This is a genomic window from Paraburkholderia diazotrophica (assembly GCF_900108945.1).
In the GTDB taxonomy this organism is placed as follows: domain Bacteria; phylum Pseudomonadota; class Gammaproteobacteria; order Burkholderiales; family Burkholderiaceae; genus Paraburkholderia; species Paraburkholderia diazotrophica.
Genome location: NZ_FNYE01000011.1, coordinates 1 through 16,342 on the forward strand (window position 1 = coordinate 1; position 16,342 = coordinate 16,342).

General features: G+C 65.6%; 19 protein-coding genes and 1 pseudogene. 13 read left to right on the top strand and 7 right to left on the bottom strand.

What is annotated here, in order from left to right; translation table 11 throughout:
* Positions 1-841 (bottom strand): zinc-dependent alcohol dehydrogenase (locus tag BMW76_RS15715; protein WP_090866907.1); only part of this gene is annotated, 841 nt, incomplete at its 3' end.
* 86 nt (positions 842-927) lie between these two features.
* Positions 928-1,563 carry a LemA family protein gene (locus BMW76_RS15720; protein ID WP_090866909.1) on the bottom strand — a complete coding sequence of 212 codons (636 nt, stop codon included), beginning with the start codon at positions 1,561-1,563 and terminating at the stop codon, positions 928-930.
* A 221-nt stretch (positions 1,564-1,784) separates the two neighbouring features.
* On the opposite strand from BMW76_RS15720, the gene atpD reads away from it, so the two are divergent.
* From atpD to BMW76_RS15770, 10 genes are read left to right on the top strand one after another with little or no spacing between them, the layout of a single operon-like run.
* Positions 1,785-3,251: a F0F1 ATP synthase subunit beta gene (gene atpD / locus BMW76_RS15725; protein WP_177200396.1), complete on the top strand. Its 1,467-nt coding sequence runs from the start codon at positions 1,785-1,787 to the stop codon at positions 3,249-3,251.
* 15 nt (positions 3,252-3,266) lie between these two features.
* Positions 3,267-3,698, top strand: coding sequence for a F0F1 ATP synthase subunit epsilon (locus tag BMW76_RS15730; RefSeq protein WP_090866550.1), 432 nt, complete (start codon positions 3,267-3,269; stop codon positions 3,696-3,698).
* Complete coding sequence (locus BMW76_RS15735) at positions 3,695-4,009, top strand: AtpZ/AtpI family protein (protein WP_090866552.1); 315 nt, start codon at positions 3,695-3,697, stop codon at positions 4,007-4,009. Before BMW76_RS15730 ends, BMW76_RS15735 begins: the two co-directional genes overlap by 4 nt.
* Entirely contained in the window at positions 4,002-4,295 is a 294-nt protein-coding gene (locus BMW76_RS15740) for an ATP synthase subunit I (RefSeq protein ID WP_407668965.1), read from the top strand. Before BMW76_RS15735 ends, BMW76_RS15740 begins: the two co-directional genes overlap by 8 nt.
* Positions 4,292-4,990, top strand: a complete 699-nt coding sequence (locus BMW76_RS15745) for a F0F1 ATP synthase subunit A (protein WP_090866554.1) — start codon at positions 4,292-4,294, stop codon at positions 4,988-4,990. Before BMW76_RS15740 ends, BMW76_RS15745 begins: the two co-directional genes overlap by 4 nt.
* Complete coding sequence (locus tag BMW76_RS15750; protein ID WP_090866556.1) at positions 4,987-5,232, top strand: F0F1 ATP synthase subunit C; 246 nt, start codon at positions 4,987-4,989, stop codon at positions 5,230-5,232. Before BMW76_RS15745 ends, BMW76_RS15750 begins: the two co-directional genes overlap by 4 nt.
* Positions 5,233-5,240: 8 nt before the next feature.
* The gene (locus tag BMW76_RS15755) at positions 5,241-5,987 is read left to right on the top strand and encodes a F0F1 ATP synthase subunit B family protein (protein ID WP_090866558.1); all 747 of its coding nucleotides are present in this window, start codon (positions 5,241-5,243) and stop codon (positions 5,985-5,987) included.
* Between the two features lies 1 nt (position 5,988).
* Positions 5,989-7,563, top strand: a complete 1,575-nt coding sequence (locus tag BMW76_RS15760) for a F0F1 ATP synthase subunit alpha (protein WP_245763249.1) — start codon at positions 5,989-5,991, stop codon at positions 7,561-7,563.
* Entirely contained in the window at positions 7,544-8,437 is an 894-nt protein-coding gene (locus BMW76_RS15765) for a F0F1 ATP synthase subunit gamma (protein ID WP_090866563.1), read from the top strand. The genes BMW76_RS15760 and BMW76_RS15765 overlap by 20 nt, the downstream gene beginning before the upstream one ends.
* Positions 8,438-8,445: 8 nt before the next feature.
* Positions 8,446-8,901 carry a hypothetical protein gene (locus BMW76_RS15770; protein ID WP_245763250.1) on the top strand — a complete coding sequence of 152 codons (456 nt, stop codon included), beginning with the start codon at positions 8,446-8,448 and terminating at the stop codon, positions 8,899-8,901.
* Positions 8,902-8,996: 95 nt separating this feature from the next.
* Here the strand turns inward: BMW76_RS15770 and BMW76_RS15775 are convergent, their stop codons facing one another.
* The gene (locus BMW76_RS15775) at positions 8,997-9,659 is read right to left on the bottom strand and encodes a SagB/ThcOx family dehydrogenase (RefSeq protein ID WP_090866915.1); all 663 of its coding nucleotides are present in this window, start codon (positions 9,657-9,659) and stop codon (positions 8,997-8,999) included.
* A 241-nt stretch (positions 9,660-9,900) separates the two neighbouring features.
* On the opposite strand from BMW76_RS15775, the gene BMW76_RS15780 reads away from it, so the two are divergent.
* Entirely contained in the window at positions 9,901-10,185 is a 285-nt protein-coding gene (locus BMW76_RS15780; protein WP_177200397.1) for a DUF1488 family protein, read from the top strand.
* Between the two features lie 13 nt (positions 10,186-10,198).
* Here the strand turns inward: BMW76_RS15780 and BMW76_RS15785 are convergent, their stop codons facing one another.
* The 3 genes from BMW76_RS15785 to BMW76_RS15795 all read right to left on the bottom strand — a co-directional run bounded on the left by BMW76_RS15785 (position 10,199) and on the right by BMW76_RS15795 (position 14,308).
* Complete coding sequence (locus BMW76_RS15785; RefSeq protein ID WP_090866565.1) at positions 10,199-11,899, bottom strand: bifunctional aminoglycoside phosphotransferase/ATP-binding protein; 1,701 nt, start codon at positions 11,897-11,899, stop codon at positions 10,199-10,201.
* A complete protein-coding gene (gene phaZ, locus BMW76_RS15790; protein WP_090866919.1) occupies positions 11,896-13,203 on the bottom strand; it encodes a polyhydroxyalkanoate depolymerase in 1,308 nt (435 codons plus the stop codon). The genes BMW76_RS15785 and phaZ overlap by 4 nt, the downstream gene beginning before the upstream one ends.
* A 142-nt stretch (positions 13,204-13,345) precedes the next feature.
* Positions 13,346-14,308, bottom strand: a complete 963-nt coding sequence (locus tag BMW76_RS15795) for a polysaccharide deacetylase family protein (protein ID WP_177200398.1) — start codon at positions 14,306-14,308, stop codon at positions 13,346-13,348.
* A 226-nt stretch (positions 14,309-14,534) separates the two neighbouring features.
* Between BMW76_RS15795 and BMW76_RS15800 the strand changes: the two genes are divergently transcribed.
* Complete coding sequence (locus BMW76_RS15800) at positions 14,535-15,182, top strand: BON domain-containing protein (RefSeq protein ID WP_177200399.1); 648 nt, start codon at positions 14,535-14,537, stop codon at positions 15,180-15,182.
* 65 nt (positions 15,183-15,247) lie between these two features.
* Positions 15,248-15,370 (top strand): annotated as a pseudogene (locus BMW76_RS42450) (hypothetical protein); the annotation flags it as partial.
* A gap of 184 nt (positions 15,371-15,554) precedes the next feature.
* On the opposite strand, the gene BMW76_RS15810 reads toward BMW76_RS42450, so the two are convergent.
* A complete protein-coding gene (locus tag BMW76_RS15810) occupies positions 15,555-16,151 on the bottom strand; it encodes a rhomboid family intramembrane serine protease (protein ID WP_090866571.1) in 597 nt (198 codons plus the stop codon).
* Positions 16,152-16,342 lie beyond the last annotated feature (191 nt).

A 16,342-nucleotide genomic window follows, 5' to 3' on the forward strand; every position in this document is an offset into this window, starting at 1 on the left:
TGAGCACGGTCGAGAAAATGGGCAACGGGAAATCGCCCGGCGGCAGGCCGTTCAATGCGACCGTTCCGCCGCGCCGAACCATGCCGAGCGCCTGCGCGAACGCGCTGCGCGATACGGCCGTGACGAGCACGCCGTGTACGCCGCCAATTTCCTTCTGGATCTCCGCTGCGGGGTCCACATTTCTTGCGTTGATCGCGAGCTTCGCACCGAGCTTGCGCGCGAGTTCGAGCTTGTCGTCGGCGATGTCGACGGCGACGACGTGCAGGCCCATCGCGATCGCGTATTGCACGGCGACGTGGCCGAGTCCGCCGATACCGGAGATCGCGAGCCACTGGCCGGGACGCGTATCGGTCACGCGAATGCCTTTGTAGACGGTCACGCCCGCGCAGAGAATCGGCGCGATTTCGTCGAACTCGACGTTGTCGGGAAGGTGCCCGACGTAGTTCGGATCGGCGAGCACATATTCCGCGTATCCGCCGTTGACCGAATAGCCCGTGTTCTGCTGTTCGTGGCACAGCGTTTCCCAGCCGCTCAGACAGTGCTCGCAATGGCCGCATGCGGTGTAGAGCCAGGGCACGCCGACGCGGTCGCCTTCCTTGACCGTCTTGACGCCGCTGCCGACGGCCGTCACGTAGCCGACGCCTTCGTGTCCCGGGATGAACGGCAGCGTGGGCTTGACGGGCCAGTCGCCGTCGGCGGCGTGCAGGTCGGTATGGCAGACACCCGACGCCCTAATGTTGACGAGAATCTGGCCGGGCCCGACTTCGGGCACGGGCACTTCTTCGATGCTGAGTGGCGCGCCGAACTGGTGAACGACGGCGGCTTTCATATGACGGGGCATGTCGGGCTCCTTGGGAAAAGTGATGCGTTCATGGAAGCGGACTGCGGGATTCGACAGTCCGCATCCGCGATAGAAGGGGGCGACGGCTACACGCGCAGCGATCCGCGCAACGCGCCGAAGTCAGTGCGTGGATGACGATGGACAGGCGAGCTGTCCTTCACCGGGAACGTCGGCTTGTCACGTCCCGCGTGAATCGCGTCCGCGAGATCGAAGGGGACACCCGAAGGAAGCCCCGAAGAAAAATGATGAAGCGACGCGTTATAGCGCCGCGCAGCATCGTCGTAGCGATCGCGCGCGAGCGCGATCCGTCCCGCCGACGAGGCGAGCCGCGACTGAAGCGCGCGGAACTTCGGCTCGTTGTTCAGGCGGCGCACGCCTTCGCACGCGACCATCAGCTGCGAGATCGCCTCCGTCAGCTGACGTTGCGCGATATCGAAGCGGTCGAACGATGCGGGCGTGTCCACGAACTCAGGCGACGCATGCAGCGCCGCGACGGCCTCCCGCGAATCGTCCACCTGAGCGAGCGCCAGCGAACCCGCCGGCAGATACTTTCGCGCGAGCGTCGATGCATCGGCGGCGAGGTCGAGGCGTTCGCCGTACTGATCGAGCACGTCGGAGTACGCGGCCTTCACTTCGCGATCGGAAGTCATCGAAGGATTGATCCCGCACGAGGCAAGCAACAGCAGGCCGAGCAGGAGCGAAATGATCGAGGTGGATTTCATCGTCGTTGTGGCTGCTTTCACGCCGTTGCGATGGTGATCAGCGTAGGCGTGCATGGCCTGCAGCGCTTGATCGACATCAATCGGACGACGATCGTCCTCGATGCGCGCGTCGTGCCAAAGAGCGAGCACGCGATGCCGACAATCGTTGACCAGGATCAGCTTTCCGCCGACATCCACCGTTATCTTGAAGGGGTTCAGGAATTGTTTTCGGGGTGCACGAAGTGTCGACACGCAACGGCGCCGAGCGCGAGAAGACAGAAGCGAACGCGGCAACGGGACATGTGATCGCGGTGCGCGGCGCAGTCGTCGACGTCGACTTCGCCGGGCATGCGCTGCCGCGCGTCGATACGGCGCTCTGGATCTCGATGCAGGACAGCGCGCCCGTTCTTGCCGAAGTGCAGGCGCACATCAGCGAGACAGCCGTGCGAGCGCTCGCGTTGCAATCGACAGCGGGTCTCGCGCGCGGGACGATCGTGCAGGTCGGCGCGGGCCCCATCGAAGTGCCCGTCGGCGAAGCGGTGCTCGGAAGGCTGCTCGACGTAGCGGGCGTCACGCGCGATGGCGGCGCGCCGCTGCCCGATGACGTCGCGCGCCGTCCGATCCATCGTGCGCCGCCGCCGTTGTCGGCGCAGCGCGGCGCGACGCGTCTTTTCGAAACGGGCATCAAGGTCGTCGATCTGCTGACGCCGCTCGCGCATGGCGGCAAAGCGGCGATGTTCGGCGGCGCGGGCGTCGGCAAGACCGTGCTCGTGATGGAGCTGATTCACGCAATGGCCGAGCAGTACGGCGGTATCTCCGTGTTCGCCGGTGTCGGCGAGCGTTCGCGCGAAGGGCACGAAATGCTGTCGGACATGCGCGGCTCGGGCGTGTTGCCGCGTGCCGTGCTCGTCTACGGACAGATGAACGAGCCGCCGGGCGCGCGCTGGCGCGTGCCTCTCACCGCGCTGACGATCGCCGAGCACTTTCGCGACGAGCGCCGCCAGAACGTGCTGCTTCTGATGGACAACGTGTTCCGCTTCGTGCAGGCGGGCGCCGAAGTGTCGGGGCTGCTCGGACGCATGCCGTCGCGTGTCGGCTATCAGCCGACGCTTGCCAGCGAGGTCGCGGCGTTGCAGGAGCGCATCGTGTCGGTCGGCGACGTGGCCGTGACGGCCATCGAAGCCGTCTACGTCCCCGCCGACGATTTCACCGATCCCGCCGTCACGACCATCGCGTCGCACGTGGACAGCATGGTCGTGCTGTCGCGCGCGCTCGCGGCGGAGGGCATGTATCCCGCGATCGATCCCATCGCGTCGTCGTCGATACTGCTCGATCCTCTCGTCGTCGGCGCCACGCATGCGGCGGTCGCGAACGACGTGCGGCGCGTGATCGAACATCAGCGCGAGTTGCAGGACGTGATCGCGCTGCTCGGCATAGAGGAGCTGGGCATCGACGACCGTCGCATCGTGCAGCGGGCGCGCCGTCTGCAACGCTTTCTGACGCAGCCTTTCGCCGTGACGGAAGCGTTCTCCGGGCAGCCCGGCCGATCGGTCGCGCTCACCGACACGATTGCCGGCTGCAAGGCGATTCTTAACGGCGAGTGCGACGACTGGCAGGAAAGCTCGTTGTACATGGTCGGCACGCTCGACGAGGCGCGCGCGAAGGAAGCCCGCAGCAAAGAGGCGGGCATCGCGCCCGTCGCGGCCTGAGCGGAGGACATCACGATGCCGCCCAGTTCCCTCGCATTGACGATTGCGACACCGGCGCGCGTCGTCGTCGACGGGCTGCAGATCGTGTCGTTGCGCGCCGAGGACGACAGTGGCGCGTTCGGCATTCGTGTCGGGCACGCGGACATGGTGACGCTGTTGAGCGCATCGGTCGTGCGCTGGACGACGGCGGACGGCATCGAACATTACTGTGCCGTCGATGGCGGCGTGCTGATCGTGTCGCGTGGCACGACGGTGTCGGTGGCTTGCCGCGAGGCTGTGCCAGGTGAATCGCTGCAACGGCTCGAAGAAGAAGTGCGCGGCGTGCGCGCCGCGCGCCTCGACGCGATGCGGCGCGCGCGCGTCGAGCAGACGCGTCTCCATGCGCAGGCAGTGCGTCAGATGCTGCGTTATCTGCGTCCTGAGAGAACGCACGGAGAACCGGGATGACGGACCGCCCGCCTTCGCAAGAGAACGACGGCGACCGCGTGGCGCGCGCCGCGCGACGCGCGGCAGCGCGAGACGAGACGGGACGCGAGCAGCCCGAGCCGTCGCTCGGCGCGCGTCTTGGACAGATCGGCATTCTGGGCTGGACCATCGTGCTGCCGACGCTGCTGTGTCTCGCGCTCGGCCGCTGGCTGGACCGGATCGCGGGCACACGGATCTTTTTCTCGGCGCCGCTCCTGATGATCGGAGCGGCAATCGGCCTCTGGTCCGCATGGCGATGGATGCATCGACAGCAAAGGAAAGATCGTGATTAACGCAGCAATCGCTCATCTGCACGGCGCCATCGCGCTCGTGGTCGCGGGGCTGGCCGTCGGCCTGCTGGCAGGCGCGGTCCATTTCATTTCGCTGCGCTGGAACGCCATGTATTTCGCGCGAGGGCGCGCGCAGATCGCGTTCGCCGTGCAGCTCGCCCGCCTCGCGCTGACGACGGCGATTTTCTTTCTGCTTGCGAAGGCGGGCGCGTTTGCGTTGCTCGGCGGAATCGGCGGCTTTATCTGGACGCGCAGCATCGCGCTTCATCTCGAGCGAGCGACGCCATGATTCATTCGCCCCTTGTCACCGAGCCGCTGCTTCACGTAGGCGCCGTCGCCATCACCGCGCCCGTGGTCGTCACGTGGGCAATCATGGCCTGCATGACGATCGCCGCCGTGCTGCTGACACGCAAGCTCTCGATCATGCCGTCGCGAACGCAGACGGTGCTCGAACTGCTCGTCGGCACGATCGACGCGCAAATACGCGACACGATGCAAACCGATCCCGCGCCGTATCGCTCGCTGATCGGCACGTTGTTTCTGTTCGTGCTGATCGCGAACTGGTCGTCGCTCGTTCCGGGCATCGAGCCGCCCACTGCGCACCTCGAAACGGATGCGGCGCTCGCGCTGCTCGTTCTCGTCGCGACGTTCGTCTACGGCGTGCGCACGCGCGGCATGCAAGGCTACCTTGCGACCTTCGCCGAACCGACGTGGGTGATGATTCCGCTCAACGTCGTCGAGCAGATCACGCGCACGTTTTCGCTCGTCGTGCGTCTCTTCGGCAACGTGATGAGCGGGGTTTTCGTGGTCGGCATCGTGCTGTCACTCGCCGGACTGCTCGTGCCGATTCCGCTGATGGCGCTCGATCTGCTGACGGGCGCCGTGCAGGCGTATATCTTCGCGGTGCTCGCGATGGTATTTATCGGGGCTGCCGTCGGCGACGTACACACTCACGTTCAGAACAAACAGAAAGGACAGGCATGAACCTCATCGAAATCGTCAGCATCGCAGCGGCTGCGCTTGCCGTGTCGTTCGGTGCGATCGGTCCCGCGCTCGCCGAAGGCCGCGCCGTCGCGGCCGCGATGGATGCGATCGCGCGCCAGCCGGATGCGGCGGGCACCGTGTCGCGCACGCTGTTCGTCGGTCTCGCGATGATCGAAACGATGGCGATCTATTGCCTCGTGGTCGCGTTGCTGTTGCTGTTTGCGAATCCGTTCGTGAAGTAGGGCGCGCGATGAAAATCGACTGGTCGACGCTGGCGCTGCAAACGGTCAACGCGCTGATTCTCGTCTGGCTGCTCGCGCGTTTTCTGTTTCGTCCCGTGGCCAACATCATTGCGCAACGGCAGGCGAGCGCGCATGCGCTGATGAACGACGCGAATGCGGCGAAGGCTTCGGCACAGGCCGAACGCGATGCGCTGTCGGCAGAACGCGAACGGCTTGCGACGCAGCGCGCGCAGGCGTTGGCGCAAGCCGAGGCGGACGCGGACAAGCAGCGCGCGGCCCTGTTGTCCGCCGCGCACGAAGAAGCCGACCGGCTGCATGCGCAGGCGGCGGCGGACCGGGCGCGCGAAAGCGCGGCGCAGTCGGAGGCGGCGTCGGCGCTCGCGGTGCAACTGGCCGTCGATATCGCCGGCAAGCTGCTCGACCGCGTGCCGGATAGTCTGCGTGTCACGGCATTCGTAGACGGACTCGCTGACGGCGTGCGCTCGCTTTCGCCCGCCGCGCGCGCGCAGATGGCCTCAAATGCATCGCTGCAACTGATCGCGCCGCGCGCATTGACACCCGACGAGCGCGCCGCATGCGAAACGGCGCTTTCCGCCGCGCTCGGAAGCACGATCGCGTTGCATGCACAAGTCGATCGCGCGCTGATCGCGGGACTGGAGTTGTCGGGCGCGCACGGCGTCGTGCGCAATAGCTGGCGGGACCAGCTGGAACAGATTCGCACGGGGCTGCTTCGCGATGATGGACACACGCGCTGACATGAACGACGAGCGGCCCGCAAGCGAATGGCTCGCGGGCAAGCGCGATGCGCTCGAACGGCTCACGCTGAAAGCGCGCGCGACGAGCATCGGCCGTGTCGAGCACGTCGCCGATGGCATCGCGTTCGTAACGGGCCTGTCCGACGTCGCGCTCGACGAACTGGTCGAGGTCGAAGGCGGCGTGCGCGGCTTCGTTCATTCGCTCGATGCCGCCGTTGCGAGCATCGTGCTGCTGGACAGCGGCGCGTCGGTGCGCGCGGGCATGCACGTCGCCCGCACGGGCACGGTGCTCGATGTGCCCGTCGGCGAGGCGCTGCTCGGGCGCGTCGTCGATCCGCTCGGACGGCCGCTCGACGGCGGCGATGCGTTGAAGGCCGATGCGCGCCTGCCTGTCGAGCGTCCAGCGCCCGCGATCATCGAGCGCGATTTCGTTCATGAGCCGCTGGAAACAGGCGTGCTGATCGTCGATGCGCTGTTCGCAATCGGGCGCGGACAGCGCGAGCTGATCATCGGCGACCGCGCGACGGGCAAGACATCGCTTGCCGTCGATGCGATCGTCAACCAGAAGCACAGTGATGTGATCTGCGTGTACGTCGCGGTCGGCCAGCGCGCGACGGCCGTGCAGAGAGTGATCGATGCCGTGCGTCAGCATGGGGCGTCCGAGCGTTGCATCTTTGTCGTCGCGTCGGCGGCTTCGTCGGCGGGCTTGCAATGGATCGCGCCCTTCGCCGGGTTTTCGATCGCCGAGTACTTTCGCGACCGTGGACAGCACGTGCTCATCGTCATCGACGATCTGACGAAGCACGCCGCGACGCATCGCGAGCTGGCCTTGCTCACGCGCGAGCCGCCCGGACGCGAGGCCTACCCCGGCGACATTTTCTATTTGCACGCGCGCCTGCTGGAACGCGCGGCCAAACTGTCGGCCGCGCTGCGAGGCGGCTCGCTGACGGCCTTGCCGATCGCGGAGACCGACGCGGGGAATCTGTCGGCCTATATCCCCACGAACCTGATCTCGATCACCGATGGGCAGATCGTGCTCGACGCGGGACTCTTTGCGGCGAATCAGCGGCCGGCCGTGGATGTGGGCTTGAGCGTCAGCCGCGTCGGCGGCAAGGCGCAGCATGCCGCGCTGCGCGACGTCGCGGGTCGTTTGCGGCTCGAGTACGCGCAGTTTCTGGAACTGGAAATGTTCAGCCGTTTCGGCGGACTCGCCGATGCGCGCGTCAATGCGCAAGTCGAGCGGGGCAAGCGGATACGCGCGCTCATCACGCAACCGCGCTTTGCCGCATTGCGCCCCGCCGATCAGATCGCGTTGCTCGCGGCGCTCGCCGATGGCGCCTTCGACCATGCGCCGCTGCACGTGCCGGGCTGGGTCAGGCAGCGGCTCATCGCAGCGGATGAAGCGCAGGGACAAGCCTCCGATGCCGGCGCAGCGGCCTGGCTGTCGGGCCCGCTCGACGACGCGCTGCGCAAGCGCCTGACCGATCCGATCCGCGAGCTGGTCGAGCGTGCGATGCGCAATGCGGCTCACGATCACGAAGCACAGGGACCCTCCGATGAGCAGCAGACTCGGTGAGATCGAAAGCCGCACGGCGACCGCGCGGCAGCTCGAATCCGTCATCAGCGCGATGCGCGGCATCGCTGCCGCGCGCGAACGCGAAGCCCAGGGGCGGCTCGCTGGCATCCGCTCGGCGGCGGCAACGGTTGGAGAGGCGATCGGGATGGTGCTGGCTGTCGCGCCGTCCTGCTTGGTATCGGCCGCCCCGTCCATCCACGCGGCCGGGACGGAGCCCGAAAGGGGCCTCGCGCGAATCGTGATCGTCGTGTGCACCGAGCAGGGCTTCGTCGGCGGTTTCAACGAGCGTCTGATCGAGCGCGTCGAGCATCTGCACGCCGACGCCGCCGCCGAGATTTTCGTGGTCGGCACCCGCGGCGCGATGTTGGCACAAGAGCGCGGACTGAAGTGCGCGTGGTCCGTGCCGATGGCCGCGCACGCCGACGACGTGATGCGCGTCGCCGGTGCGATCACGGATGCCGTGTATGCGCGCTTCAACAACCGCGACACGTCGGAAGTGTGGCTGGTCCATGCAATGCCCGGTCCGGGCCTCGAGGACCGCATCGTGACGCGGCGTCTCGTGCCGTTCGATTTCGCGCGGTTCAGCATGTCCTCGCGGATGCAGCCGCCTTTGCTCAACTTGCCGCTCGACCGGCTGCTCGAAGGGCTGACCGAGCGGTATGTTTACGTCGAAGTGTGCGAAGGGCTGATGCAGTCGTTCGCAGCGGAAAACGCGGCACGCGTCGCGGCCATGCTCGCGGCGAGCCAGCACGTCAAGGACAAGCTGGAAGCGCTCACGCGCGACTACCGTATCGTGCGACAGGACGAGATCACGTCCGAGATCGTCGAGCTTGCGTCGACTTCCGCTTTCGCGCAGGCGGGCTCATACGGATAGGTGCAAACGTGAAGCGTGCATGGTTCAGGGCGTTTCTTCTTTCGATGCTGTGCGCGGCGGTTCTCGGCGGCTGTGCGAGCGCATCGCGCGACGCTGCTTTTCAAAACAGGCAAGTCGAGCTCTTTCGGGCGCGACAGGACGCATCGGTGGTCTGCAATTCGAGCGTCGATTGCGACCGCGCGTGGGCGCGCACCCGATCGTTCATCAAGACTCATTCGGCGAGCCGGATCGTTCGTGCCGACGATACCGTCATCGAAACGGGCGATCCGCATTCGTTCGGCTTCGTGTATCTCGCGGCGACGAAAAGCCTGACCGACGACGGCAACACGCTGATACAGCTCAGGGCGATGTGCCGCGGCATGTACGACAGCGACGGCAACGCCGCGCTGATGTATTCGACGTGCGCGCAGTCGATTGTCGAAGTGGAAGGGGCGTTTCGCGCGTGGATGGGACCAGCGCGATGATGCGGGCGGATGGGTTTGCGGCTGTTGCGTTCATGATGGTGATGGTGCGCGCTGTCACACGTCCATGCATTTGCAGCCGCATCGATCCCGCGCGCTTATGGCTTATCGGTGCCGGAAAAATGACCGATGGTCTGCGCAAGGAGCGCAGCCGACCCGACGGGCAATTTCAGATTGACGGCGAGCGCCGTCCGGTTCATCCATCCTCGCGCGGCCGCCGCGAGTCCCGCCGATGCGCAAAAAAGATAGACGTTCTGCAGAATCGCGCCAGCGCTCGCATAAGCGAACGCTTCGCGCTGCGTTTGCGGAATGTCCTGCATGCGCGTGAGATCGGCGACGTACACGAGGTTGACGGGCGCATGGCCGTGGAAGTCCTGATATCCCGTCATGCTTCGCAGATCCGCCGACGCGACGAGTTCGAGCGCGTGATTGACGGGGTCGTAGCGATACGTACCGTTTGCGAGCAGCACGTAGACGTCGATCTCATAGCCGCCCAGCGCCGAGGGCGCGGTACGTCCGCCGTCGGCGTCGCGGTTGATGCCGTCGGCGGCCCACAGCAGATCGCTGAGCGTGCCATGGTCGATCGGCGTATCGGCGAAGCTGCGCGAGGTCTGACGCGCCGCCAATGCATCGAGCAACGGCATGCCGCCGCTGCGATGCGCGACGGGCAAACCGATGTGGGGTGCCGGCGTCCCTTCGACGGGCCGCGGCGCGGGCGTGTTCAGCAGCGCTGCGCCGATCCGGAAGATAGGTTTGATCATGGCGTGGTCATCCGCATCAAGAAACAGGTCGACCTTCATGAACGCGACAAGGTCAAATCGATCGTCCCATGCGGCGAGTCGATGGCGTTGATGCAGGTCAAGCGATGCGCAGTCGCGCCGTGCGCTGTCTGCATTGACGTGCATCAAGCGCGGCGGGTTGCGGCGGGCTAAGCTGGTTTGGGCAGGTGGCGCGCAGAGGGCCCGCGAGTTTTTCCGATGCGTCATTTCATTCGCGAGTGGGGTGGGCATCATGAATATTTCGTTTCCTTTCTGTGCCCCTGAATATTGCGCACGTGATCTGGTGCTGGCGTTTCCCGCGCTCGTCGACGCTCAGCCTGTCCAGTGCGCGATCACGGCGGAAGCACTCGAAGATCATTTCGGCGCGCGTTCGCTGCGGGAAGACGATCTGATCGGCGCGTTCACGGCGCATCGCCTGGAAATCGAGCGCGCTACGCAGCGGATGTTGAACGAAGTGGGCGGCAAGCCTGTGCTGCTGCATAGCGGGTATTTCCGCTTCTGCGACTGAATCCGCAGCTGAGCTAGCACGCTTGCGCTGTTGGTTCGTTGGGTTCGGCGGGCTCGGCGGCGCGCTGCATGAATTCGATAACGGACTGCCAGTAAGCGTTTGAGTCGAATGCGGCGAGCGGGACGGCCGTATCGAAGGTGAAGGTCAGCGCTTTTTCATCATCTGTCAACGGATCGGCGCTTGCAAGTTGCAGCGTGAGCGTCGACACATCGGCGTCGGATGCATCGCGCGGCCCCCGGTTGCGCGCCTCGATGCGTTCGATGAGCACCGACGGCTCGGCATGAAAGTCGAGAATGCGAACAGGAACGCAAAGGCGCTCCGCAAGCGCGAGAAACGCGTTGCGGTGGATGCGCATGATGAATGTCGCGTCGACGATCGCGCTGTATCCGTTCTGAAGCACATCGGATGCGAGACGAAGCAGATGGTCGTATATCGCATCGCGCGCGATGTGCGTGTAGTGCTCGACGCCAAGGCGGCCATTCGATCCACGCGATGAAATCAACCGCTTGCGTTCGACGTCGCTCGACAGATGCACAGCGCCGCTCAGTTCAGCCAATGCGCGGCTCGCGACCGATTTGCCCGAACCCGAGTAGCCGTGACAGAGCAATAAAACAGGCCGTGGCCTCCGTATCTCCGCGCAGGCGACCTCGATGTAGCGCTGCGTATCGAGCGCGGCATTGGCGGCTCTGCGGGCAGATGCATTTCTGCCCTTGAGATGCGCGACCCACGCGCGCACCAGCGCGCGATAGACGACGTACAACGGCATCGGCGCAAGCGACGAATAATCACCGGACGCTTCGAGCCAGCCATTCAGCAGCCGGTTTGCAAGACGCGCTCCGGCACGCGCGCGCAGATCCATGACGAGAAACGCGACGTCGTTTGCGACGTCGATCCAGCGCAGCGCATCGTCGAAATCGATGCAGTCGAACATCGCGATCCGGCCGCGCCAACGCACCACGTTATCGAGGTGCAGATCGCCATGACAACCGCGCACGAAACCATCGGCGCGGCGTCTTTCGATAGCGGATGCGTGCTTGTCGAGTTGTTGCGCGCACCATGCGGCAATCTCACGCAGCGCCGGATGACTGACGTTTGCCCGCAGCGATGCGTTGACGGCTTCGACCTGCGCGCGCAGCAGCGCAGCGCTGCCATATCGGGACACAGGCACGTCATGCGGCGCATGCCGATGATAGTCCGCGAGCCGTTGAGCTGCGCCGTCGATATCGCGCGGCGTCAGTGCCGCGTGCTTTGCGAGCGTCGAAAAGAGCATGGCCTCGTCGAAGCGGCGCATCTTCACCGCATGTTCGATTGCGGCACCGTGTGCGCCGAGTCGCAAGCGTCCGGCTTTGCGCGCGATGGGCAGCACACCCAGATAGAGCGCGCGCGCAAGCGGTTTGTTCAGACGCACCTGCGCTTCACAGCAGCGCCGCCGCGTCCCGGCCGCCGTGAAGTCCGCGAAGCCGGGAGCGACGGGCTTGATGATCTTATACGCGAAGCGCCCGGCGAGATACACAACGGAGATATGCGTTTCAATCCTGACGATCCTGCCCGCCGGATGACGATACGTGCCAGGCCTTCGCATCGCGGGATCGAGCCCGCGCACGCCGCGCTGCGCGGCGCGGATGCGGTTCGCCGCATGCTGCGCACCGCGATGCACAGCATCAGAACGGCGGAAGCGGGGCGCAGACTTCTTGTGCCCTCGACGGCGCGTCATGCCTGTCTCCGCTTGGCGGGTCTTGTCTCGCGTCGCCTGTGCGGGATTGCGGACGCGGCGTTTTCGATTTTGCGCCAGAATTCGCACAGGCTGGGATGCACGACGTCGCGCCAGCGCTCGCCCGTAAAGAGGTCGTAGTGATTGCAGTGCGGAACGCTGATCTTCCCGCCCGCCCGCGCTTGCGATGTGTTGCACAGTTCGTGCGCGCAATGGGTTTGCCCTTTGCCTGCGATGTCGTCGTCGTCGCCTTCTACCGTGCACAGGGGCGTATCGCGAAGCGCGTCCGTCACTACATGCCGTCCCGCGACCGACCACGTCTGGCGCGGCAGCAGATGTTCATGAAACACGACGCGAATGATGTCGAGGAAATAGCACTCCGCCATATCGAGTACGGCGGCGTACTCGTTCAGCGAACGCAGCGCTTTCAGTGCGCCGGACATGTCGCCTGCGAGCCAGCTCGCCCAGTAGCGGCCCTCCAGGCACAGATGCCGTTCCGGGTGCGCGGCGTTGATGGCCGCCTGCTGGACGAAGCCCGGATACACGCGCCGTCCGGCTCCGCGATACGGCGCGGGCACGGCGTCGATCGCGTTGGTGCGAAACCAGTCGAGCGTGTGCGAACGGGCGAAGCGGTCGATGAGCGTCGGATGCAGACGCGTATCGATCGGCCCGCCCAGCAGCGCCACGCTGGCGAATGGAGCGTCCTGCGAGCTTGCGAGCAACGCGGTCGCCGCGAGCGCCGGCACGGTCCCCTGGCAGACGGCCATCACGTGGACGGGCGTTCCTTGCGCGCGAGCGGCGCCGATGAAACGTTCGAGCGCGAGCACGTAATCGTCGAGCGGCAGAGGGCCGGCTTCGGGCGGCACATCGCGGGCGTCGGCCCAGTCGGTGATATAGACGTCGCGGTGTTCGAGCAACGTTTCGACCGTTTCGCGCATCATCACGGCGTGATGGCCGGCGAGCGGCGAGCACAGCATGACGGGCCATTTTCCGGCCGGCTCCGGCGCGATGCGGTTGCGCGTGAACTTGCGCAGCACACCAACAGGCAGTGTGTCGACGACGGATTCATCGATGGAAATCCGGCATCCGTCGCCCGTGAGGTTGCTCGTGACGGCGTCGATCGCGAACGGCGGCGCCTGCTCGAACGCACAGGTGGATCTGAGCAGCCAGTGTCGGAACGCACTTGCCGCTTCGCCGGGCACGACCCACGGCGCTTGCGCAGCAGGCGGACACGCGCATTCCTCCGGCAGCCTTTCGGCCATCGCGCGGGTCATGCGTCGTTGTGCATCGATGAGGGCATACCACATGATCGGCTCTGTGCATCCGTCGATAGCGCAGGTGGCGTTGCATACGGCGATAGCCTGAGCATACATCGCGTGCAGCGTCTGGACGAGCGCGACGCCGCGACTGTTGCGCGCGCGCTCGCGTGCCCATAAGCGGCGCGCGCTGTCACGAACGTGCGCGCGGCGCATGGACGGATGGCGTGTCGGGCTCGCCGAGCAGACGGCCGAGGATGCGCGGCGTCACATCGTCGACCATCGGGAACCGGGGCAAGGCCAGCAACGTCGAAGACTTTTCGACGCGACGCGCGCTCAGCGTGAACCCCGCGACGTAGCCGAGCGCGCCCGCAATGCGCATGACGTCGACATCGCACACGCCGAACGGCCAGGCGAGCATGTCGGCTTGCGTTCCGAGTTCAGCCTCGATCTGTTCGCGCGAATCTTGCAGTCGAGCCGTTGCGAAACGCTCGAACGCAGCAGACGATTGGCGGCTGCGTTCGACGGCGAAGCCCGGATGCCAGCCGGTGTGCGACTGCACGTCGAACAGAGCCGTCGCACGCATCGCGCGCAATTGCTCCCAGGTCAGCGCACACGATGCCTTCGAGATCGCGGACGGATAGACGAAGAGCGTGACGGGCAACTGCTCGCGCTGTGCAATCGGCAACAGGCGTTCATAGACCGACTGCTGCGCATCGTCGACGGTCAGCGCAACGGCCTTCTGCGGCAGCGGCGCGCGCGGCTCGCGCAACCACGCAACGATCTGGCGCAGCGGCACGATCGCATAGCCGCGCTCTCGCAGGAAGCGCAGATGAGCGCGGAACGTGGCGATGGTAACGGCCGTCGAATCGTCGTCCCCGCCGGAAAAGCGGTGGTAGACAAGAATCGCGACAAGCGAGACGGCATCGTGCGAGCCCGGCGCCGCGAAGGGCGTCGGAGCCGCGAGCAGCGTCGCGAGCGCCAGCAGGCATGTGAACAGCAACAGCCAGTCGGCGCCCGGATGCGCTGCTGCGCCGCAAGAGAGCGACCAGCGAAGGGGAAGGGCCGTGCTCGCGCAAACTGCTGCGCCGGCCCGCTGCGCCGCGCTCGGCAACGACCGTGCATGCGGGTGAAATACGAACTTACTGCGTGACATGGCGGACCTCCGCGTGGTTCGACGGATGGCGCTCATTTCGCGCAACCGTAGTGGACTATGTCCGATCATTTAAGCGTGGGCGCTAGACGTAGGCTTGATCTGAGTCAACGGGGCCGGGACGGGCGAAGCGCCCAGTGCAGATCGCAAGTCGTTGATCGACATCAAGCGCCGAGCCACACCATCGACGATGCTGAGACTGTATGCGTTTGCAGAAATGGAGACCGCAATGAAACAGGATGAAGCACTGCGGCAGCAGATCGAACAATCGTTGCATTCGGACGCGACGATCGATGTGGGACAAATCCGCGTGCACGTGCACGGCGGCGTGGTGACGCTGACGGGAACCGTGCCCAATGCGTTGCAAAAGCAGCTCGTCGAACAGACGCTGCGCGGTATCGTGGACTGTCGCGCGCTCGTGATGGAACTGTCGCTGCCGCCCGCAAGCGGCTACGTCAAATCCGATGAGATGCTCTCCGCGCGGATCGTCGCGACGCTGTCGCGAGTGATGCATCTGTCCGCCGACCGCGTGCGTGTCGAGAACGAGCGCGGCTGCGTGACGCTCACGGGCTGGGTCGATACGGAAAAGCAGCGGCGCGCGATCGACATGCTGGTCGGCCGGATGAAGGGCGTCGTCGGCGTGAGCAACCGGCTCGCCGTATGCGAGCCGCCCGCCGCCGACGTCGCCGCGCAGATCGCGCAGACGCTCAGCGAGCGTCTGCAGCGGGAAATCGAAAGCATATCCGTCGATACGCACGACGGCGTCGTGACGCTCTCCGGCACCGTCGGGTCGCTCGACGAGAAGCGCGCGGCGTGCCTCGCGGCGTCGCAGGTGCAGGGCGTGCGGCAGGTCGTCGACCGGCTGGGCGTGGCCTGAGCGATTGCCTCGCGCGGCGATGTTGTGATCGCCGCGGTTCGCGGTTAGCAGCGGTGGTGGCTCGCGACGGGCTCGATGTGATGCTCGGCGGGCGGGTCGCGGAAGAGCTCATGTTCGGCGATGTATCGACGGGTGCTGAGAACGATCTCGATCGCGCGACGGCGATGCGTCATCCGATGAGTTCACGTCTGCCGAACCGGCCGTCGTCGAGACGCAAGCGCAGGACGTGCAGGTTCCGCGTTTCGCTCTGCAAAAGAGCCATCACGAAGAAAGCGAAGTGGGGCGCGACAAGGAATCCTGTTCGGGCTGAAGCCGCGAGAACTTCAGACGCGCAATACAACGCGCACCCGACCCAGGGCCAGGCGAATCGCTTCAGTCGACGGGACCGCGATCGAGCTTGCCCGACCAGTAGACGATCAGCGCGACCGCGCCCGCCATGCCGCCCAGATGCGCAAAATGCGCGACACCCGAAGCTTCGCGCGAGACGCCGAGCACCAGTTCGAGCATCGCGTAGCCCGTGGCGAAGAGCCATGCAGGCATCGGTATGGGTGGGAACAACAGCACGACACGGCGCCTCGGAAACATCATCGCGTAGGCGATGAGCACGCCGAACACACCGGCGGACGCGCCGATCGTCGGATAGGCGTCGCCCGTCATCGACAGCGTGGTCAGCGTTTGCACGACGCCTCCGCACGCGACGCTCGTCACATAAAGCGCGAGCATTCGCCGGCCGCCGAGCATGCGCTCAACCTCGTTGCCGAACATGAACAGACCCAGCATGTTGAACGCGAGATGCGTCGCGCTGGCGTGCAGCGCGCTATACGAGAGCAGTTGCCAGGTGTGGAAAGCGGGCGCGCCGCTGCCTACCGTGTTCAGCGGCCATAGCGCGAAGGCGTCGATCAGCGAATTCGGATTGAGCGCCTCCACGGCGAACGCGAGCACGTTCAGTGCGATCAGCAAAAGAGTCATGAAGGGCGGTGACCGTGGCGGGCGAGGAGAACGAGCATTTTGGCTAGGCATTCAGGTTACTGCCCGCAAGTCACTGGCTGTTGATCTGCATCAGTCCTGCCGGGTCGCTGCGGACGGAAGCTTGAATCAGGTCGGATCGGCCGTCCCTGCGTTCATGCAGCCGGTACCGCACATTCAGTTGCGTCCGTTTT